At 60.3% G+C, this 20,854-nt stretch carries 12 protein-coding genes; 5 read left to right on the plus strand and 7 right to left on the minus strand.

Annotated features, from left to right (window positions below; translation table 11 throughout):
- Nucleotides 1–34: 34 nt before the first annotated feature.
- From ICA15_RS25980 to ICA15_RS26000, 5 genes are read right to left on the minus strand one after another with little or no spacing between them, the layout of a single operon-like run.
- The gene (locus ICA15_RS25980; protein WP_210555011.1) at nucleotides 35–1,432 is read right to left on the minus strand and encodes an ATP-binding protein; all 1,398 of its coding nucleotides are present in this window, start codon (nucleotides 1,430–1,432) and stop codon (nucleotides 35–37) included.
- Nucleotides 1,429–3,243, minus strand: coding sequence for a DAHL domain-containing protein (locus tag ICA15_RS25985; RefSeq protein ID WP_210555012.1), 1,815 nt, complete (start codon nucleotides 3,241–3,243; stop codon nucleotides 1,429–1,431). Before ICA15_RS25985 ends, ICA15_RS25980 begins: the two co-directional genes overlap by 4 nt.
- Complete coding sequence (locus ICA15_RS25990; RefSeq protein ID WP_210555013.1) at nucleotides 3,240–4,193, minus strand: cytochrome-c peroxidase; 954 nt, start codon at nucleotides 4,191–4,193, stop codon at nucleotides 3,240–3,242. The genes ICA15_RS25985 and ICA15_RS25990 overlap by 4 nt, the downstream gene beginning before the upstream one ends.
- Nucleotides 4,190–6,112, minus strand: coding sequence for a putative bifunctional diguanylate cyclase/phosphodiesterase (locus ICA15_RS25995; protein WP_210555014.1), 1,923 nt, complete (start codon nucleotides 6,110–6,112; stop codon nucleotides 4,190–4,192). The genes ICA15_RS25990 and ICA15_RS25995 overlap by 4 nt, the downstream gene beginning before the upstream one ends.
- Complete coding sequence (locus ICA15_RS26000; protein ID WP_210555015.1) at nucleotides 6,109–8,373, minus strand: EAL domain-containing protein; 2,265 nt, start codon at nucleotides 8,371–8,373, stop codon at nucleotides 6,109–6,111. Before ICA15_RS26000 ends, ICA15_RS25995 begins: the two co-directional genes overlap by 4 nt.
- Nucleotides 8,374–8,624: 251 nt before the next feature.
- Here ICA15_RS26000 and ICA15_RS26005 point away from each other — a divergent pair, with 251 nt between their 5' ends.
- The 4 genes from ICA15_RS26005 to ICA15_RS26020 all read left to right on the plus strand — a co-directional run bounded on the left by ICA15_RS26005 (nucleotide 8,625) and on the right by ICA15_RS26020 (nucleotide 11,651).
- Nucleotides 8,625–9,983, plus strand: a complete 1,359-nt coding sequence (locus ICA15_RS26005; RefSeq protein ID WP_210555016.1) for an HD domain-containing phosphohydrolase — start codon at nucleotides 8,625–8,627, stop codon at nucleotides 9,981–9,983.
- 71 nt (nucleotides 9,984–10,054) lie between these two features.
- Entirely contained in the window at nucleotides 10,055–10,489 is a 435-nt protein-coding gene (locus tag ICA15_RS26010; RefSeq protein WP_210555017.1) for an NUDIX hydrolase, read from the plus strand.
- A gap of 24 nt (nucleotides 10,490–10,513) precedes the next feature.
- On the plus strand, nucleotides 10,514–11,152 hold the full coding sequence (locus ICA15_RS26015) for a LysE family translocator (RefSeq protein WP_210555018.1): 639 nt from the start codon (nucleotides 10,514–10,516) through the stop codon (nucleotides 11,150–11,152).
- A 1-nt stretch (nucleotide 11,153) separates the two neighbouring features.
- Entirely contained in the window at nucleotides 11,154–11,651 is a 498-nt protein-coding gene (locus tag ICA15_RS26020) for a GNAT family N-acetyltransferase (protein ID WP_210555019.1), read from the plus strand.
- Nucleotides 11,652–11,778: 127 nt separating this feature from the next.
- Here ICA15_RS26020 and metR read toward each other — a convergent pair whose 3' ends face one another.
- Complete coding sequence (gene metR / locus ICA15_RS26025; RefSeq protein ID WP_210555020.1) at nucleotides 11,779–12,696, minus strand: transcriptional regulator MetR; 918 nt, start codon at nucleotides 12,694–12,696, stop codon at nucleotides 11,779–11,781.
- A 112-nt stretch (nucleotides 12,697–12,808) separates the two neighbouring features.
- Here metR and metE point away from each other — a divergent pair, with 112 nt between their 5' ends.
- Nucleotides 12,809–15,121, plus strand: coding sequence for a 5-methyltetrahydropteroyltriglutamate--homocysteine S-methyltransferase (gene metE, locus ICA15_RS26030; RefSeq protein ID WP_210555061.1), 2,313 nt, complete (start codon nucleotides 12,809–12,811; stop codon nucleotides 15,119–15,121).
- Nucleotides 15,122–15,218: 97 nt separating this feature from the next.
- Here the strand turns inward: metE and ICA15_RS26035 are convergent, their stop codons facing one another.
- Nucleotides 15,219–20,822, minus strand: coding sequence for a dermonecrotic toxin domain-containing protein (locus tag ICA15_RS26035; protein ID WP_210555021.1), 5,604 nt, complete (start codon nucleotides 20,820–20,822; stop codon nucleotides 15,219–15,221).
- Nucleotides 20,823–20,854: the final 32 nt, after the last annotated feature.

Consider the following 20,854-nt stretch of genomic DNA (forward strand, 5'->3'; position numbering starts at 1 on the left):
CCGTGAACAGCCAGACTTTCTGCCTATTTCGGCGTCAGGCAACAGACTGACGCAGCGGCAACAGCACACGGAACGTAGTGCCAGCCCCGAGTTCGCTGCGCACCGAAATATCCCCGCCGTGTTTTTTCACGATGCCATAGGACAGGGACAAACCCAGCCCTGTCCCTTGCCCCACCGGTTTGGTAGTGAAGAACGGGTCGAAGATTTTCTGCAAGGTTTCGGGCGCAATGCCTGACCCGTTGTCAGCCACTTCGATCCACGCGGTTTCCCCTTGCAGCCCCGTGCGCAGGGTGATGACGCCGCGTTCAGGTCCCATGGCCTGCACGGCATTGACCACCAGGTTCATGATCACCTGATTGATCTGTGACGGCAGGCATTCGATGTCCGGCAGATTCTGATATTCCTTGACCACATCGGCCTTGTATTTGAGTTCGCTGGCGACAATGTTCAGGGTCGATTCGATGCCTTGTTGCAGATTGGCCCACTGCCATTGTTGCTGGGTGTCGACCCGGGAGAAATCCTTCAGGTCCTTGACGATCTGGCTGACGCGACCGATGCCTTCCTTGGATTCTCGGATCAGCACAGGAATATCCTCAAGCAGGAAATCCAGTTCGAGCTCTTCGCGCAGTTTTTGCAACTGCGCGGCAGGTTCGGGTGGCAGCGTTTGCCCGGCGGCCTGATAGGTGTCGAGCATGCTCAGCAACTGCTGAAAGTACCCGTCCAGTGAACCGAGGTTGGAGGAAATGAAGCCGATCGGGTTGTTGATTTCATGGGCAACCCCGGCCGCCATCTGTCCGAGCGAGGCAAGCTTTTCGGACTGCACCAACTGACTTTCCAGTTGTTTGCGCTCGTCGATCTCGCGCTGCAAGGCCACGCTGGCCTGCTTGAACTGGGCGGTGCGCTGATCCACCAGATGTTCCAGATGATGCATTTGCAATGACGCGCGTTCGGTCATCTGCCACTTGGTCAGCAGCGTGTTGGCCATTTGCTGGACTTCAATGTTGTCGAAGGGTTTTTTCAGGATCAGCAGACGGTCGTGAGCCTGCAGGCGATCCAGTAACTCGTCCCAGGAATAGTCGGAATACGCCGTACAGACGACCACCTGCAATTGCGGATCCTGCTGCCAAAGGTGTTCGATGGTTTTCGCGCCGTCCCATCCGTCGGGCATGCGCATGTCGACAAACGCCAAGGCGTAGGGACACTGCTCCTGCAGGGCGAGGTTGAGTTTGGCCAGTCCTTCCTCGCCACCGTAAGCGGAGTCGAGCTCGAAATTCGGTCGTTGCGGGCGGACTTGAGCACCAAACAGCGCCGTCTCCATCTCGTCCAGTTCTGCCGAGTGCGCCAGGGGCGGTGTGAGAATCTTGCGAAAGTCTTCGTGAATCGACGGCATGTCGTCGATCAGCAAAATGCGACGGTTCGACAGTTCGCTCATGCGTTCTCCGTTACGGTGATCAGCGGAAGTTGCAAGGTGAACAAGGCCCCCAGCCCTGGTCCGTCGCTATGGGCAGTGAGGTGGCCGTTCATTTCGATCGCCGCCAGCGCGCAACTGTGCAGGCCAAAACCGTGGCCCTCTTTGCGCGTGGTAAAACCGTGAGCAAAGATCCGTGTCATGTTTTCCGGGGCGATGCCTTCACCATCGTCCCGGACGCTGATTTGCAGAAAGGTCTCGTCAACGATTTCCACCCCGAGTGTCATTGTCCGAGGGCGGTTGCTGAGGTCGGTCATGGCGTATTTGGCGTTGCTGATGAGGTTGATCAGAATCAGCAGCAAGCGGTGTTTGTCACCCATCACCTGGGGCACTTCACTGTATTGCCTGACCACGGTGACGTGATGGCGAGTCAGCGCGCCGGCATTCATGCGCAGGGCGTCTTCCAGCAGCTCGTCGATATACAGCGGTTCGGTCATGCTGTTGGCCCCCGCGTAGGACTGCTGGGTGGCGACGATGTCCTTGATGTGGTCGACGCTCTTGTTCATCTGGCCCAGTTCATCGGCCATTTCCTGCTGTTCCTGGGCAATCGCGCTGACCAGTTGATTGAGATAGCCGGGCAGCAATTTGCCCTTGTCGTCCTCACTGAGGAAATGCCCGAGGTCGTTGGGGTGTGCGTTGATCAACTGCATGGCCTTGCCCAGGCCAAGCGCCTTGCTGCTGCGCAGTTTTCGCCCGATCAGCTCGCAGGAGATGTTCACGCTGTTGAGCACGTTGCCGACGTTGTGCAACACGTTGGTCGCGATTTCAGCCATGCCCGCCTGCCGCGCGGCGTCGAGTAGCTCGCTCTGGGCATTTTTGAGTTCCTGGGTGCGTTCTTCGACCCTTTGTTCCAGCACATCGTTGGCGTTTTGCAGGGCGTTGTTGACCCGGTGGATCTCGGCGAAGCTGCGGATCAGCCGGACGGCCAGCCACAGCAGCGACAACATCAGCAGCACGGAAAACAGCAGCATGTAGAAGTGGTACTCGCGATCGATTTTTTCGACCCGTTGCTGGTCCAGGTTGAGCATGTGGGTGATGTCGTCCAGGCGTTCGGCCACGGGCACGGCTTCGATGTTTTCCAGCAGTTCGTTGACGATTGGCTGCTCGCGCAAGATCAGCGCGACGTGACTGCTGAGAATCTTCACCGGGGCATGAAATTCTTCCGGCAAGCGTTGCGCGTTCACCGCCAGTTTGTTCAGCCCCACTTCGATGTCGGCGGCCTTGTCGGCAGAGGTGACCTGGGCGAATTCCAGGGCACTGAGCAGCAAGTCGTAGGTGTCGGTGGCGATGTTTTGTACTTGCAGCTTGTCGAGGTCGGACAAGTCCGCCAGTTGCGCCTGGATATCGTCTTCGGCGGTCGGCAGGAAGGCCAGGGAGTTACGCAACAAGGCGTTGTGGGACTTGAACTGCTCCACCAGGCGAGTCTTTTCCTGCATCGCTTTGAGAAAGCCTTCGTGCGCATCGTTCCATTGCCTGGAGTCCTTGCGCCCATGCCCCGACTCCATTGTGGCGAAGCGCTCCCACAACTGGCGCATCTCGATCACCGGAGACACCAGCGGGTCGTAGTTATGGGAAATCGCCACGCGCGCTTTGAGTATCTCGTTTTCCCAACGCGCGTCCTGTTGGGTGATCTGGCGGATCAAGTCGCGCGATTCGATGTACGTGACAGTCTTTTCGGAGCTGGACTTGAGGTAGAGGAACAACAGCGTCGAGGCCAGCAGAATGGCTACCAGCGTGACCAACAGCAGGCTGGTTCTGCGTGACATCTTCTTCATGGCTTGCCCTCCCATTGGCCGGACAGGGTCTTGAGAAACTGGATGATCAGTGTTTTGTCTTCTGCGCTCGGCATGCGCCCCAGTTGATACTGGAACATGACGTCCACGGCCCGTTCGAGGTCGGGGGCTGAACCGTCGTGGAAGTACGGTGCGGTCAGCGCGACATTACGCAGACTAGGCACCTTGAAAACCGCGCGATCAGCTTCGTCGCCGGTGACGTTGAATCGTCCCAGATCAGCGACCGTCGGGTTACCGCGATCGGCGATGTAATCACCGAATACGCCGAACTTCTGAAACATGTTGCCGCCGATGTTCACGCCCTGATGGCAGGCGATGCAGCCGTAGTCCTTGAAGCGTTGATAGCCGTACTTTTCTTCGAGGGTGAGGATGTCGGTATCGCCCAAAAGGTATTGATCGAAGCGCGACCCGGGGGATAACAGGGTGCGTTCGTAGGTGGCGAGCGCATTCTGGATATTGGCTTGGGTCACGGCATCCGGGTAGGCGCCGTCGAAGGCCTTGCGGTAGCCGGGATCGTCGGAGATGCGTTGCACGACGGTTTCCCAGTCACCGCCCATTTCGTGGGGGCTGGTGATGACATTGTCGGCTTGCTCCTCCAGCGTCTCGACCCGTCCGTCCCAGAATTGCCGGAAATTGAGGCTGGCGTTGAGCACCGTGGGCGTGTTGAACGCCACCGGTTTGCCATCGAAGCCCAGAGACAGGGCACGGGTGTCGGCACCGCCCTTGTCCAGTTGGTGGCAACTGGCGCAGGACAACGTGTTGTTCGCCGATAGCCGCGGATCATTGAACAATTGGCGACCCAGCGCGACGCGTTCGCGATTAACGGGAGCCATCTCGGGCAACGGCTTGAGTGGCTGGTTCAATGGCTCGCTGGCAGCATTGATACAAACCCCGCAAATCATGAAGGCTAGCGTGTAACGGAAAAGGCTCATTGGAGATTGTCCCCCGTGCTGGTCGGCGGACTGTCGCTGGAGGCCGATGGATCGGCCCAGGACCCCGGCAGTCCTGCGCTCAGCAGTTGGGCAAATGCCGGTGCCGGCAAGGCTTCGCTGAAGTAGAAACCCTGAGCTTCTTCGCAATGGTGATCCTTGAGATATTGCAGTTGCGCTGCGGTTTCCACACCTTCGGCGATGACGTTCAGACTCAGGCTCTTGCCCAGGCTGATGATCGCGCCGACCAGCGCGGCATCGCTGCTGTCGCTGCTCAGACCACGAATGAATGACTGATCGATTTTCAGTACATCGATAGGGAAGCGACGCAGGTAGCTGAGGCTTGAATACCCGGTACCGAAGTCATCGATGGCCAACTTGATCCCCAGTGCTTTCAACCGTTGCAACGCGCTCATGGTCGCGTCGACGTTTTGCATCAGCACGCTTTCGGTGATTTCCAGCTCCAGCAGGCAGGGGGCCAGCCCCGTGTCTGCAAGCACCTGTTCGACGCTCTCGACAAAGTGGCGCTGACGAAAGTCGATGGCCGAGGTGTTGACCGACATGCGGATCGGCGGCAATCCTGCTGCTTGCCATTGCCGCGTCTGGCGGCAGGCTTCGGCCAACACCCATTTGCTCAGCGGGACGATCAGCCCGCTGTCTTCGGCCACTGGAATAAAATCTGACGGGTAGACCCAGCCATGCCCCGGTTTTTGCCAGCGAACCAGCGCTTCCGCACCGACAATCCGACCACTCTGCAGGGCGATTTTTGGCTGGTAGTGCAAGACAAATTCATTTCGCTGCAACGCCTGGCGAATACCGGATTCGATACTCTGCTGTTCCCGGGCGCGCGCATTCATCGCCTCGATGAAAAAACCGTAATTGTCCGGACCGCTGTCCTTGACGTTACGCATGGCCGTTTCAGCTTTTTTGATCAGTTCGGTGGCCTCAAGCCCGTCGTCCGGATAAACGCTTAACCCCATGCTGGCGGTGACGCTGACGTCATGCCCCGCGATCATCTGTGGCGTGCGGATAATGCCCAGCAGTTTTTCGGCGATGCTGCGGGTCTGCTGGGGGTGGTTGATATCGGTGAGAATCACCACAAACTCGTCAGAGCCATAGCGAAAAACCGAGTCCGATCCGCGCACGCTTTTGAGCAACTGCTGACCCACCCGTTTGAGCATTTCGTCGCCGGCCGGATGCCCCAGCGCATTGTTGATGCGCTTGAAGCGATCCAGACCGAGGAACAGCACCACCAGTTTTTTGTCATGGCGTCGGCAGGCAGCAAGGTGCTGAGTCAGGCGGTCACCGAGCAGGGTGCTGTTGGGCAGACCTGTAAGGCTGTCGTACTGCAACAGATGCGACACCTTGAGCAATTCGTGGACCCGTGCCTCGATAGTCTGTTCGAGGTTGAGCATCTTCAGTGCGGCATCCTGAGCCAGTTGCCATTTCCAGGTCAGGGCGTTGGCCATCTGGCGAATTTCCAGGGCATCGAAGGGTTTTTTCAGGATCAATAACTGATCGCCGAACTCCAGCCGTTCGGCCATGGCCTCCCAGCTGTAGTCGGTGTAGGCGGTGCATAAGGCGATTTGCAGGTTCGGATCGGCTTGCCACAGTCTTTCGATGGTTTCCAGACCATCCCAGCCGGGCGGCATGCGCATGTCGGTGAAGGCCAGCGCATAGGGGCGCCCTTGCTCCAGAGCCAGTTGAACCAGTTTCAGCGCTTCTTGCCCTTGATAGGCGGAGTCGAGCTGGAAGGCCAGGTGCGATGCCTGTCGGGTGCCGAACAGCGTCTGTTCCAGGCTGTTCAGATCTGCTTCGCCGCTGGTGTCCGGGGTGAGTATCTTGCGAAAGTCAGCGTGAATCGCCGGGGTATCGTCGATGATCAGAATCCGGCGGTTGGTCTGGGCAAAGGGCGTTTTCATCCCTCACTCTCCCTTGTGCCGTTCGACTCGCTGCTGGCGGCCGTGAGCATCCGGACCGCGCGCTCGGGGCTGAGCGCCTCCCGAAAGTAAAGGCCCTGCGCAGCCGGCAGCGGAACGTCGGGTGTTGGAATTAGCGGTTGCCCCGGCTGCTGGCCGCCTTCGGCAATGATGCCGATACCCAGATCCCTGGCGAAATTGATGATCGCCTTCAGCGTGTTGGCCCCGGCCGTGTCCTGAGTCGCGCTGTCCAGAAACGACTGGGCGAGTTTCAGGTGATTGACCCGATAGGTTTTCAGGTAGTCGAACGATGAGTATTCGGTGCCAAAATCATCGATGGCGATTTTCACCCCCAGCTCACTCAATCTCGGCAGCACGTCGTTGTGGGTCCACTTGGTCTGGGCCAGCGTCGCTTCGGTGACGTCAAAACGCAGATCCCAGGGGGCGAGTTCATGGCGTGCGGTGGTGCGCAATACGTCGTAGATAAGCTCGGGGCCACTCTTGAGTTGGGCCAGCGAAATCTTGATCGCCATCACCGGTGGCGCTACCCCGGCGTTGCGCCACTGGCTCATTTGCCGGCAGGCGCGATCCAGCACCCAGCGACCGAGGTGAATGATGGCGCCGGTTATCTCCGCGGCCGGGACAAACGCGCTCGCTTGCAGTAGTCCGCGCGTGGGGTGATTCCAGCAGACCTGCGCTTCCATGCCTAAAATCCTGCCGCTGTGCATGTCGACTTCCGGCGCGTATTTCAACTCCAGTTCATCGCGTTCCAGTGCAATCATCAGCTCATTGACGATGGCCATGCGCTCGGCCACTTCCTGGGTAATCGCCTCAGAGTGGAAGTGATACTGATTGCGGCCCGTGTCCTTGGCGCGGTACAGCGCCATGTCCGCCTGCCCCAGCAGGCTGTCGGCGTCGTGGCAGGCGTCGCTGTAGGTGCTGATGCCGATGCTGGCTGAAATATGCACGGCATTGCCCGCCAGGTGGAACGGCGCCGTCAGCGCATCGAGGATATTGCTGGCCATGGCGGCGGAACGGGTCGGGTCGCTGACGTCCAGTTGCAGAATCGCAAATTCGTCGCCGCCCAGGCGCGCCGTGACGTCGTTTTCGCGCACACTCGATTTGATCCGCCGCGCCACTTCCTGCAATAGCAGATCGCCGATCGGGTGACCGAGGCTGTCGTTGATTCGCTTGAAGTGGTCCAGATCCAGATAAAACACCGCGAATGGCGCTGCGCCCCGACGTGCGCCGGCAAACGCCTGATGCAGACGCTCGATCAGGGTGGCGCGATTGGCCAGCCCGGTGAGACCGTCCGTGCGAGCCAGCAAGGCGAGCTTCTCCTCGGCCACACGGCGCTCGGTGATGTCGAGGATGATGCCTTCGACCTCCAGCAAGCGGCCATCGTGGTCGCGGACCGGAACGTAGCGATTCTCTACCCAGCGCCAGGTGCCTTCTCCGGTGCGCAGGCGAAACTCGATCGAGGCGCCCAATGCGTGTCGATCCAGCACCCGGGCCATGGCGGCATCTACGCCAGCCTGATCGTCGGGATGAATCAGATCCTGCGCCCAGTTTGCCGATGCCACCAGATCGGCGGCCACATGGCCGTATCGCGTGATGTTGTGCGAGATATACATCAGTTTGAACGAGGGGTCGCCGCGTAACCGGTAGAGGATCGTCGGGCTGTTCTGCACGATGATATTGGCGTCGGACAGCTCTCGCGTGCGCTCCTGAACGGCCAGTTCGAGTTGCGTCATTTTCAGCGCGGCGTTCTCGGTCATCTGCCATTTGACCGTGAGGGCACTGGCCATCTGGCGGATCTCGATCGCATCGAAGGGTTTTTTCAGAATCAGCAGACCATCGGTCAGCCCCAGCCGCTGATCGATGTCCTCCCAGGAATAATCGGTGTAGGCCGTGCACAACGCGACTTGCAGCTTGGGGTCGACCTGCCACAGCCGTTCGATGGTTTCCAGGCCATCCCAGCCCGGTGGCATGCGCATGTCGATGAACGCCATCGCATAAGGGCGTTGAGCGGCCATGGCGGCTTGCAGTTTTTCCAGCGCTTCGCTGCCCTGAAATGCCGAGTCCAGTTCAAAATGCTCTTTCGGTGCGGTGGCCGGGGTGCCGAACAGCAGGTTTTCAGTTTCCCCGAGGCTGTCGGAGCCTGCATTGCCCGGACTGAGTATTTTCAGATAATCGGCATGAATCGACGCGGTATCGTCGACGATGAGTATGCGGCGGTTGATCGGCCCGGCTTGCGCACTCACGGCGCAACGCCAGATCCAGACTCGCTGTTACTCGGGAGCATCCTTTCCCCTCCTTGCATGCCCGCACGCAGGCCGTTGGTGTCGTTCGACCTCTTGAGCATAGTTGGCCGCAGGGCACTTCGCTTGCAGGTGTGTAACCAATGTATTGCGTGAGCCCCGCGAAAATCATCTAGCCTTGCCTTCAAGCGCAGGCAAGTCAGGACGTCTGTCGGCGCGCCTGTCTGGTTCACTGTTTCGCTTGAGGCCACCCCATGGAAGAACAATCTGCCCCGATTTCACCGCACCGGCCGAAGGTGTTGCTGGTCGATGACGAGGAGTCGATCCTCAACAGCCTGCGGCGTCTGCTGCGCAGTCAGCCTTACGACGTGCTGCTGGCCACCAGCGGTGCTCAGGCGCTGGAAATGCTGACCCAACAGCCCGTCGACCTGGTGATGAGCGACGCCCGCATGCCCAATATGGACGGCGCGACATTGCTGGCTCGTGTCCATGAACTCTATCCGGCGACCACGCGGATCATGCTCACCGGCTACGCCGATCCAGCGGCGATCATCAAAGCCATCAACGAAGGGCGGATCGATCGCTACATCAGCAAACCCTGGAACGACGAAGAAATGCTCCTGACCTTGCGCCAGGCGCTGGAGCATCAGCATTCGGAGCGTGAACGTCAGCGCCTGGAGCGGTTGGCCCAAGTGCAGAATGATCAGCTCAAACTGCTCAACAGCACCCTGGAAAAACACGTCGCCGCGCGTACCGCTGAGTTGCAGCAGACTGCCGACATGCTTGATCTGGCTTACGAGGAACTCAAACACAGTTACGTGACTGGCACCGAAGTGTTCTCGTTGCTGGCCAACCTGCGCCTGCCGCCGGCCAAGCAGACCAATCGGCAGATCATCGAACTGGTGCGCGGCTACTGCAAGATGCACGGCATCGATGAAGCCGGCAGTCGTGACCTGACCATGGCCGCTGCGTTGTACAACATTGGCAAACTGAGCTGGACCGACAACATGATGGTCACCCCCTCGGATCTGCTTCGCCATACCGAGCGCGATCGCTATCGCGGTTATCCGAAACAGAGCGAATCGCTGTTGATGACCCTCGACCCGATGAAGGATGCGGCCCGGTTGATCCTGCATCATCAGGAGCGCTGGGACGGCAGCGGTTTTCCGGATCGGCTCAAGGGCGAGGCGATCCCGTTGGGTTCGCGACTGTTGAAGCTGGCGGTGGACTTCGTCGAATTGCAGCGCGGGCTGATTCTCGAGCGGCAAATGAACAGCGACGAGGCGTTGTTATACCTGCGTCAGTACGCTGGCAAACTTTACGATCCCGAGCTGGTCGAGGACTTCATCAAGGTATGCGCGGCGTTCCTGAGCGACGTGGTCCTCGCCGACCCGGACGTCAAGGTGCTGGGCACCCGCGAGCTGGCGGCGGGCATGATTCTGGCGCGCAACCTGAATGCCGACAACGGCATGTTGCTGCTCAATACCGGCAAGGTTTTGAGCGCACTGCTGGTGGACAAACTGATCAGCTTCGAGGCCATGGAGGGGGCCAAATACAAAGTGTTCGTAAAGGTACCGGAGGAAGTCGAAGGGGCGCTCGAGGCACAGAGGTGATGGCGTAAGAGGTGACGTTGGCGGGGCAGGCATGGGATCCTTGCGGTTTTCTCCAGGCCCGTGGCTGACCCATGACGTGTGCATCCGCCGTTTCACCTCGCATCATCCACATTGCCGCCGCGCTGTTGCTCAACGCCGACGGCCAGACCTTGCTGGTACGCAAACGCGCCACCACGGCGTTCATGCAACCGGGCGGCAAGATCGAAGCCCATGAATTGCCGGTGCAGGCACTGGCCCGTGAGCTGGAAGAAGAGTTGGGGTTGGTGATCGATCCATCGCAGGCGACGTTCCTTGGCCAGTTCTCGGCTCCCGCCGCCAATGAACCGGGATTTGTCGTGCAGGCAGAAATCTTTCAACTGACCATCAATGCCGAAGTCTTCCCGGCAGCTGAAATCGAAGAGGTCATCTGGGGCGATCCGGCCACTGATCCGGCGCTCGAACTGGCGCCATTGACACGCGACCTGATCCTGCCGTTTTATCGAGCCTCGCTGACCCAAATCGCCTGATCATTAACGCAAGGGACGCCCACCATGATCCCGCTTCAAGACCTGCTGATTTTTGCCGCCGCCGCGTTGCTGATGGTCCTCACGCCGGGGCCGAACATGATCTACCTGATCTCGCGTTCGATCTGTCAGGGGCGCAAGGCCGGGTTCACCTCGTTGCTAGGCGTGGTCGCGGGTTTCTTTGTGCATATGTTCGCCGCTGCTGCCGGTTTGACCGCGGTATTCCTCGCGGTGCCGATGGCTTATGAAGTGTTGAAGTGGGCGGGTGCGCTGTACCTGCTGTGGCTGGCCTGGCAGGCGCTGAAACCCGGCGCGCGTTCGCCGTTCGAAGCCCAGCAGTTACCGCCGGATTCGTCGCGCAAACTGATCACCATGGGCTTTCTTACCAGCGCCCTGAACCCGAAAATCGCGGTGTTCTATCTCTCGGTGTTTCCGCAATTCATCAGCCCTGAACACGGCTCGGTGTTCACCCAAAGCATCATCCTCGGCCTGACTCAGATCAGCGTCAGTTTCAGCGTCAATCTGCTGATTGCGCTGTTTGCGGCGGGCATTGCTTCGTGGTTCGTGCGCAACCCGACGTGGCTGGTGATGCAGCGTTATTTCATGGGCCTGGTACTGGGCGGTCTGGCCATTCGCTTGATGCTTGAGCAACGGCGAGCCGCTTGAGATGTGGATCGAAAAGCTGGACGCCAGCCATGCCCTGGCCTATCGGGAACTGATGCTCGAAGCCTACGACCGGCATCCGCAGGCCTTCACCTCCAGCGTGCGTGAACGCGCAGTGATGCCGCTGAGCTGGTGGGAAGCGCGCCTGACCAGCAAGCTCGATGTGGTGCTCGGCGCATTCGAAAGTGGCACGCTGGCTGGCATTGTCGGTTTGGCATTCGAGCCGCGAGAGAAGGCCCGACACAAGGCCACGCTGTTCGGCATGTATGTGTCGGCGGATTTTCGTCAGCACGGTTTGGGGTTTGAACTGGTGCAAGCGGCGCTGGCCGAGGCGCAGAATCATCCCGAGCTGAAGCTGATCCAGCTCACGGTTACTGCTGGCAATGACACAGCGTTCAAGTTGTATGAGCGCTGCGGCTTTATCCAGTTTGGTCTTGAGCCGCTGGCAGTGCGGGTGGGCGAGGATTACTTCGACAAGATCCACATGTGGCGCCAGATCTGAATCCATGCGCAGAACCCTGTAGGAGTGAGCCTGCTCGCGAAAGCGGTGTGTCAGTCGCTCAAATATTGCCTGACCCGACGCCATCGCGAGCAGGCTCGCTCCTACAGGGACTCGTGGTGTTCTCGTATCAGCGCACGGCACTGACCCCATCAAGCGTCGAAAACGATGTGTCCTTGGCCGTCAGCAGAAAATCACGCATGTACGGCGCATCGAGCATGTCGGCGCGTATCCCCGCGTACAGCGTGGCAAACAAGCCTTTCTCGCCCAACCGTTTGCCTTTCACGTAACCGCGTGAGCTGTATTCATGTAGCGCCCAGTGCGGCATGCCGCAGACGCCACGGCCGCTGGCGACCAGTTGCATCATCATCACCGTCAGCTCCGAAGTGCGCACTTGCGCCGGTTCGATGTCGGCCGGTTCGAGGAAGCGGGTGAAGATGTCCAGTCGGTCGCGTTCTACCGGGTAGGTGATCAGCGTTTCAGTCAGCAAGTCTTCGGGGACGATGTACGGTTTGCTCGCCAGCGCATGCTGATTGGCCACCGCGAGCATGGCTTCGTAGGTGAACAACGGCACGTAAGTGATGCCGGCGATTTCCAGCGGATCAGAGGTCACCACCAGATCCAGATCGCCACGCGCCAGGGCCGGCAGCGGCGCAAAGGAGAAGCCTGACGCGAGGTCGAGTTCGACCTCCGGCCAGGCATCGCGGAATTGGTCGATGGTCGGCATCAGCCACTGGAAGCAACTGTGGCATTCGATTGCCATGTGCAAACGCCCGGCAGCGCCACCGGCCAAGCGGCTGATGTCGCGCTCGGCGGCGCGCAGCAGTGGCAGGGTCGCGTCGGCCAGTTGCAGCAGGCGCAGGCCGGCGCTGGTGAAGCGCACCGGTTTGGTCTTGCGCACGAACAACTGCATGCCCAGCCGCTCTTCAAGCTCCTTGAACTGGTGCGAAAGTGCCGATTGGGTCAGGTGCAAACGGTCAGCGGCATCGACCAGGCTGTCGGCTTCGCGCAGGGCGTGCAGGGTTTTCAGATGACGGATTTCAAGCACCGGCTGGCTCCATGAGGAAAACTTGTGATCAACACGAAAAGGTTGAGTTTGTCTCATGTTGGTTTGACTGTCGACAATGGCGCCATCTTTTATGCAATGGAGCACACTCGACATGGCCGTGGCCCACACCCTTGGTTTCCCGCGCATCGGCGCCGACCGCGAACTGAAGAAAGCCCTCGAAGCCTATTGGCACGGCGATCTTGATCAGGCTGCCCTGAACCAGGTCGGTCGTGAACTGCGCGCCCGCCACTGGCAATTGCAGAAAGACGCCGGTATCGATCTGCTGCCGGTCGGCGACTTCGCCTGGTACGACCAGGTGCTGACCCATTCGCTGACGTTCGGCGTGATCCCCGAGCGTTTCGACGGCGTGCGTGACGAGCGCGGCCTGCCGAGCCTCGACACCCTGTTCGCCATGGCCCGTGGTGCGTCTGCCAACTGCTGCGGCGCCGAGCACGGCAAGACTCAATATGCGCAAGAACTGACCAAGTGGTTCGACACCAACTACCACTATCTCGTCCCGGAATTCAGCGCTAATCAAATATTCAAGCTGAGCTGGAACCAGTTGTTCGACGAAGTCGAAGAGGCCAAAGCGCTGGGCCACAACGTCAAACCGGTGATCATCGGCCCGCTGACTTATCTGTGGCTGGGCAAGGCCAAAGGCAATGATTTCGACAAGCTGGATTTGCTTGAGCGCTTGCTGCCGGTCTACAACGAAATTCTCGTGCGCCTCGCCGAGCAAGGCGTGGAATGGGTGCAGATCGACGAACCGATCCTCACCCTCGACCTGCCGCAAGCATGGAAAAGCGCCTTCGAACGCGCTTATCACATCCTCCAGTATTCGCCGCTGAAGAAACTGGTGGCGACGTATTTCAGCGGCCTCGAAGACAACCTGGGTCTGGCCGTGGGTCTGCCGGTGCAGGGGCTGCACATCGACGCGGTGCGCGCGCCGGAGCAACTCGGTCAGGTGCTCGATCGTCTGCCGACCTACAAGATTCTCTCGGTAGGTCTGGTCAATGGTCGCAACGTCTGGCGCTGCGAACTGGAGCAGGCGCTGGCGCAACTGCAACCGGCGCAGGAGCGTTTCGGCGACAACCTGTGGGTCAGCAGTTCCTGCTCGTTGCTGCACAGTCCGGTGGATGTCGAGCGTGAAGACACACTCGATCCGGAACTGAAAAGCTGGCTGGCGTTTGCCGTACAGAAGTGCAGCGAAATCTCCGTGCTGCGTGATGCGCTGAACGATCCGCAGGCGCCCAAGGTGCAATCTGCACTGGCCAAGAGTCGGGCTATTCAGGCCAGCCGCGCGCAGTCGCCACGTATTCATAAAACCGCAGTGCAGGCGCGGGTCAAGGCGATCAATGCCAGCGACAGTCAGCGTCATTCGCCGTTTGCCAAGCGCATCGCCAGGCAACAGGCGCGTCTGCAATTGCCGACGTTCCCGACTACCACCATCGGCTCGTTCCCGCAGACCGGGGCGATCCGTCTGGCGCGTCAGGCGTTCAAGCAGGGCAAGCTGTCGGCCAACGATTACCACGACGCCATGCGCAGTGAAATCCGCCACGCCGTGCAGATTCAGGAACGCCTCGGGCTGGACGTGCTGGTGCACGGTGAGGCCGAGCGCAACGACATGGTCGAGTACTTCGCCGAGCAACTCGACGGCTACCTGTTCACCCGGTTCGGCTGGGTCCAGAGCTACGGTTCGCGCTGTGTGAAACCGGCGGTGATTTATGGCGACCTGAGTCGTCCGCAAGCGATGACGGTCGACTGGATCAGCTACGCGCAGGGCCTGACCGACAAGGTCATGAAAGGCATGTTGACCGGTCCCGTGACCATGCTGATGTGGTCGTTCCCGCGTGAAGACGTATCGCGCAAGATCCAGGCGCAGCAACTGGCGCTGGCCCTGCGCGATGAAGTGGTTGATCTGGAAAACGCCGGCATCAAGATCGTGCAGATCGACGAAGCCGCTTTCCGCGAAGGCCTGCCGTTACGGCGGGCGCAATGGCAGGAATATCTGGACTGGGCGGTCGAGGCGTTCCGTCTGACGGCGTCTGGCGTGAAGGACGAAACGCAGATTCACACGCACATGTGCTACAGCGAATTCAACGATGTGATCAAGGCGATTGCCGAGATGGACGCCGACGTCATCACCATCGAAACCTCGCGCTCGGACATGGAATTGCTCGACGCCTTTGAGGCGTTCGACTACCCGAACGACATCGGCCCCGGCGTCTATGACATCCACTCGCCACGGGTGCCGGACACCGCCGAGATGTTCAAGTTGATGCGTAAAGCGGTGCAACGGATTCCCGCCGAGCGCCTGTGGGTCAACCCCGACTGCGGTCTGAAAACCCGCGCCTGGCCCGAGACAGAAGCGGCGTTGGTGAACATGGTGGCGGCGGCTCGACAGTTGCGCAGTCAACTGGCATAAGCGTCACCATTTGATCCGGCGCTGCATGAAACCCGTTGTGCCTTGGGGCGCAACGGGTTTTTTAATGTCGGTGATATAGGCCTGCGGCCCCGTGAATCTAGTTGGCCAGCGCCTGGAAATGCTCCAGCACCGCCGACTGCCTGCCGATATTCGCGTAGGGCAGGGTGGCGTCGTCAGCGTGGGTCAGGAAACGGTGTTCGGGCAGCTTCAAGTGAGCCTTCTCGAATGTGCCGAACACTGGCGTCGCACTGCGATAGTGAAAGTGGGCGTACCACAACAACCCGGCTGGCTCGGACGTCAAATTCCACACTTCATATTCCTGCATGTAGTCGGTGCGACCGTCGCGCCTTCCGAGGTTTCTGATCGCGGTGTTGCGACGTATTTCTACCGCGTTTTCGCTGATCAAATCGAGCAACATCCCGTCGGTGGGGTCGCGGCTGACCAGCGACTGGCGAGTACGCATGGCGCGGCCGCTGGTGATCAATTGAGCGGCCTGGTCGCGCAGTTGCTCAATGACCGGCTCCTGCGGCGCGCTGGCGGCGATGCGGTCGGCACGGCGAGTGAGCTCGGCGGCTTCGCTGACCAGCATATGTTCCAGATTCACCGGGAGCATGTTCTGTTCGGCATATGCCTGGACCCGGGTTTGATAGGCCGGGAGCGTAGCGAGGCGTTGTCGAGCTTCTGTCAGCAATGCCGGCAGTTGCAGGTTCGCGGGTGCTTGCTGTTCGACTGGTCGCGGGTTCAGCAAGCGGAATTGACCATCGTTGCCCTGTTGCCAGATTTCTTCATGGCCGCCCCGGCCCGTCGACACGTATTGGCGTGTTTGCGTCGTCGGCTCCCAGCGCTCGACGCCATACAGCAACTGATTGTCGGCGGTGGTAAAAACGCGCTGGGCAGATTGGCCTGCCGGTGCCGCTTGCGCCGGCGCGATAATGCCCCTGCGCGCACGTTCGCCTAGCTGTTCGATACCGTTGAGCAGCGGTTCCACCTGATCAAGGTGAAAGTGCTGTGGGTAACGGTGGGTCCAGATGTTCATCTCGAGGCGAAAACGGCTGTACAGGTCGACGCAGTTCTGCAGAATCCGGCTGCGTTGGGCCGGGGTCGCGGTGAGGGTCGGCAAGATGTATTGCGTGTACAGAGCGCGATCGACATCAATGCGCAGTTCGTGTGCCTGGCCCAGCAGATAGAACCACGACACATCATCAGCCCGGCCGTAACGCTTTACGGTTTCCAAGCGCTGGCTGGTGCGCAGATACAGCAGACTGGCGTCACTGTGTTTGCTGTTGATCTCGTTGACGTCGGAGGCGAGATCGAGCTTGTCTGCCCTGACCTGAATGCGCTCATTCCACAGATTGAGCTCGATCTTCAGTTTCTCAAGCCGATCCAGTTTGCTGAGGTATTGCAAGCGCAGCAGGCGGATCTCCTCAAGCAGAGCTATCCGAGGGGCGAGGTTGTTGCCTGGCAGATTGTTCAGCGCCTGAGTCAACTCGTCGATTCTATTGGTGATGGGCAGGACACTGCGTGACGTGTAAGAGGCCACGCGATGATAGCGGTCGGTCAACTGCCAGGCGGTCTTGCTGCGGAACAGCCTGGCCTCCTGTTTTTTGTTGCCGCTGGTCAACGGGATCAATTCATCCAGTGTCTGAAAAGCGCGTTTGGCCAGTTCGATGTCACCCAGACACGCCGTTTCGGCAGCGGCGACCAGTGCTGGACGATCCTTGGCTGCGGCATCGTTATACCGGTTGATCGCCGCATTGCTCACCGTGTTTCTGGCCTGAATCTGATCCCCGAGGCCCTCGGCAGCCTGGGCCAGGCGATGATGACGGCGAAAAGCGTGGTCGACCCACCAACGCGGCAATTGCTGACGAATCGCCTGCGGCCAGAGCGGATCAAGCGCATCGGCCATGTGCCCGAGTACTTGCCCGCCACCCAGTCCACCCCCCTCGAAAGTCGTGCCGTATACACCGAACCAGGTGTCCCACTGACCACTTTCGTCCAGGGCAATCGGTTGCTTGTAGGTTTTGCGACTGTTGCCGACCAATCGCCAGTTGCGCGAATCCTGACTGCGCTGCACTTCAAAGATCCGCCCCTGACGGACGATGAAGTCGCCATCGGCATGCCGGTAGATCCCGCGATAGAGGCCATGGGTGGCGGGTTGCAGGCCGGCAAGGGAAATCGGCAATTCGTATTCGTAGTCCTTGAAGCGCTGCACCACCTGCCGGGCCTCGCGTTGGGAAGTGCCTTTCAAGGCCGACGCGTGGCGAGCCAGGCGGCGCAATTGGCGAGTACGGGTGAGCTGGCGGGCCGTGCGGGACAAGGTCGAGCTGGGCATTTCGCCCGGCAGCAGGTCCATGGCCGCGTCGATCAAACTGGTCAGCACTGACCTGAGTTCGCTCAAGCCATCGCCGATTTCACCGCGCAGAAAAGCTGCCACGGCCTGATTGGCAGCCGTCCATGCATCGTAGAGGGACAGTACGGTGCCGACAAATGGCACCAGCCCGACTGCCATCTTGATGTAATTGAAGGCGCGTGGACCTTTGAGCGCGTAACGCTCCAGGTACAACGCATCGTTGGAGCGAGAGGTCCCGCGATGAGCCTCGATCAGCCGGCCCATGTGGGCGTCGAGCAGATGCTCGCTCAGTGACGTGGTAGCCGGCCAGCTCAGACCGACGCCAATCATGGCGTCGTAGCGATTGGCCCAGGCCTGGTTCAGCCGGTTTTCGTGAGCGCGAACATTACCCTGCAACGTCCGACCGGCGAGGTACTTGTTCCATTTGTCGACCACGGACAAGTTGAACAGGCCCTTGCGCGCGGCTTCAAGGCTGTCGTACCGGCGCAGGAACTGTCCGTCGGGGCTGTCCGGCAGGTAAAGCAACGTCACGCCGCTGACCTGTTCCTGGATAAAGGTCACACCCGACAGGGCCACCGACAATTGGTATGGGGTGTCCTTGCCCCCGGCACTCAGGTAAGCCGGCAGTAACACCACACGTTTGCCATCGGTGCGCCACGCCTGGGCAGTGTTGGCGTCGATGGCGATGTTCAGTGTAAGCAGGTCATCACTGCCGATATGCCGCTGCAGGCGCGCGCATTCACCCTGTAAACGCAGCATCAGGCGCCACGGCTCGACCAGGCATTCGCGGCGATGTGCCCTGGCGAACGCCGACTCGGTGAGGGGGCCGTTGAAGGTGTCGCGGATCAGTTGTTCGTAAGCGTGCGGCAGGTTCAACTCCGGCAGCACTTGCTTGAGGTAGTCTAGGGTAATGCCCGACGTCAAGCGCAGACGCTCGGCTTCTTCGCGGGTGCTGACCTCAACCTTCATGAAGGCCAGGCGTAGCGCCAGCGGCTCCAGTTGCATCGATGGCGTGTTGTCGATGTTGGTTTGCGCCAGCTCTTCAAGGCTCATTTTGCTGCGCGCGGCACTGGGCACAAGGACCAGTTTTTCCGGTGTCATAGGCGCGCCTGGCGCGGGGTAGAACTGGCTTTGCCATTTTGTCGTGTCGGGCAGATCAAGCTGGACCCGGACACTGCCCGTGAGCGCAAAGTCCTTGCTCAGCCGTGCGTGCAGGCGCTTGCGCGTGAAGTCATCGCGCGGTTCCAGCAACAGGGTCATGATTTCATGACTGCGGCCCATGGCCGCCATGTACGCCTCCATCAGCTTTTTGAGCGTCAGCCGATCGGCCTCCGCCATGGTTTTCAGCCAGTCGGGCAGGTGGGAAACCAGCGTCGCGCTACGGCTCTGTTCCAACAGGTGGGCAAAGGCCAGGCTTCTGGCGGCGTGCACCGGAACCTGCAACCTGGCGAGCGTTTTGGTGCGCAAGCTGTCCAGCGCTTCACCGAGCGCGCCGGCATCGTTGGAAGCTGCATGACGCTGGCGCAGCATGGCGGCCTGTTCTTCGAATTCGCTTGTCAGCTGGTTGAGCCCATGGACCAGCACATCATCACGAATCTGTTTGAGCTGCAGGGTCAATGTGCGATCCGCCGGATCGATCTTGAACACCTGGCGTGCCATTTCGCCAAGCCCGGCGTAGCGCTGCAAGCCGCCGCCGGTGCCGGGCCAATACAGGAGCAGGCTGCACGCGCAGGTCGGGTCGCGGAGCACCGCGGCTTGGGTGACGACCCAGACGCCGGGCAGTTCTTGCGTAGTGAGCGTGGTCTGGCCTGCGACGTCAGTGCTCATCGTCAGGGTTATGCTGGCGACAACGGTGTCACCGCCGGCTACCGGCAATGCGTCGAGCACGGTGCGCAGCCTGTTGCAGTCGTCTTCGTCGAGTTGCCCCAGCGCCTGTTGCAGTGCGCATTCGGCCTGCAACCCGGCCTTGTGCGCCGCATGCAGCGCGGTGAATTCACGCTGGAATGTCTGCAGGTCCGACGTCCGTGCCCGATAGAGCAGGGCCGTGGCCGCTTCGTCGCCGGCCTGTTCGGCAGACTCCAGTGCCTTGAGCGAATCCTTGAAGGATTGCAGCCCGGGGCCGTCACCGACGTCTGCCATTCGCGCCTCAAACGCCTCGCGCTGGCGGTTCAGTGCCGCCTGACGCAATGGCCAGGGAATATCAGCGAACAGGCTGCCGAACAATGCCTGCTCATCAGCCTCGGCGTCGTCATCGGCATCGACCGGGGGCAGTGGCGGCGTCGGACTCGGCGGTGCCGCAATCAGTTCATCGTGGCTGCGCTGTTGATCGACCCGGTCGACCTGGGCGAGGGATTGTCCGCCATCTGCCGCCAGGGTGGCTTCGCGGCGGCTCGGGGTGGTCAGCAAGGTGACTTGAGATTGCTGGCGGTGCGCGAGCAGGTCGTGGGCACCGAGTTCCAGCGCGTCGGTGCTGACGGTGTACTCAAAGCGGATGTCGTCGGTGGGCAGTCCGGTGGGCACGAGCGACTGTTCGAGCAGCCACGCTTGCATGTCGCTGCGTTGCGCGAAGGCCTGGATTGCAACGGCGCGACACGGCAGGTAAAGCAGGGGGGCAGCGTCGGCGTCGGCACCGGCCCGAATTACCCACGCCCCGCTGAGCATGACTTTACGCTCGTCTTTGAGGACCATTGCCAGTTGCTCGGTGTAGACCGGCTGCGCATTCATCATCAGCGCACCGGGCGGTGGATCAATGACCAACTGCACCAGTTTGAGCTGCTCGGCACTCAGGGTTTTATGGGCATAGGCCAGGTGCGCGCAGGCTTCGAAATGAAGGCGATAAAGCTGTTGGACATGCTCGCGCCGAGAAACCGCCGTGCCCGGTGCTCGACTGTCCCAGAACGCTCGCCACCGTTGCGCATGCGCCTGCTGCATACCGAGCATCTTCAAGCGCTCGAACCATTGCTCAGGTTGCAGGGCCTGCAGCGGGTGCGCCTGAGGCAGGCCGGATACCCGGCACTGCTGATTCAGGTCTTTTTCCACCTGTGGATACTGCAGAACGAAGGCGCAGACGTTGGTGAAACTGATGAACCGTTCAGGCAGCAGATCCGTGGCGGGGAACAGCAGACCGGTGCGCTCGCCATCGAGATCGAGAACTTCCTTGAACCTGTGGTTGAGCGTGTCGCGCATGCCCGGAGTCGCCGCCAGCATTTCGCGCAGGCCTTCCCGGCTTTGTCGCCATCGACTCATGGCGCTGATCGCCAGGCTTTCATCGGGCAGGCGCGCGCTGGGTTTGAAGGCCGGCAAGAGAACGGAGGCCGGTTCGGGCATGGTCAACTGCAGAGAAACGTCCATGGACAAAAAATACTCGGTGCCGGGGGCGGAGG

The organism is Pseudomonas sp. P116 (assembly GCF_020149425.1).
Lineage (GTDB): Bacteria > Pseudomonadota > Gammaproteobacteria > Pseudomonadales > Pseudomonadaceae > Aquipseudomonas > Aquipseudomonas anatoliensis.

Bases quoted from the DNA above. Each gene is read 5' to 3' on its own strand.
- ICA15_RS26020 (WP_210555019.1), top strand. From the start codon at position 11,154: ATGTGGATCGAAAAGCTGGACGCCAGCCATGCCCTGGCCTATCGGGAA.
- ICA15_RS25980 (WP_210555011.1), bottom strand. From the start codon at position 1,432: ATGAGCGAACTGTCGAACCGTCGCATTTTGCTGATCGACGACATGCCG.
- ICA15_RS25990 (WP_210555013.1), bottom strand. From the start codon at position 4,193: ATGAGCCTTTTCCGTTACACGCTAGCCTTCATGATTTGCGGGGTTTGT.
- ICA15_RS25995 (WP_210555014.1), bottom strand. From the start codon at position 6,112: ATGAAAACGCCCTTTGCCCAGACCAACCGCCGGATTCTGATCATCGAC.
- ICA15_RS26010 (WP_210555017.1), top strand. From the start codon at position 10,055: ATGACGTGTGCATCCGCCGTTTCACCTCGCATCATCCACATTGCCGCC.
- ICA15_RS26015 (WP_210555018.1), top strand. From the start codon at position 10,514: ATGATCCCGCTTCAAGACCTGCTGATTTTTGCCGCCGCCGCGTTGCTG.
- ICA15_RS25985 (WP_210555012.1), bottom strand. From the start codon at position 3,243: ATGAAGAAGATGTCACGCAGAACCAGCCTGCTGTTGGTCACGCTGGTA.
- ICA15_RS26005 (WP_210555016.1), top strand. From the start codon at position 8,625: ATGGAAGAACAATCTGCCCCGATTTCACCGCACCGGCCGAAGGTGTTG.
- ICA15_RS26035 (WP_210555021.1), bottom strand. From the start codon at position 20,822: ATGGACGTTTCTCTGCAGTTGACCATGCCCGAACCGGCCTCCGTTCTC.
- metE (WP_210555061.1), top strand. From the start codon at position 12,809: ATGGCCGTGGCCCACACCCTTGGTTTCCCGCGCATCGGCGCCGACCGC.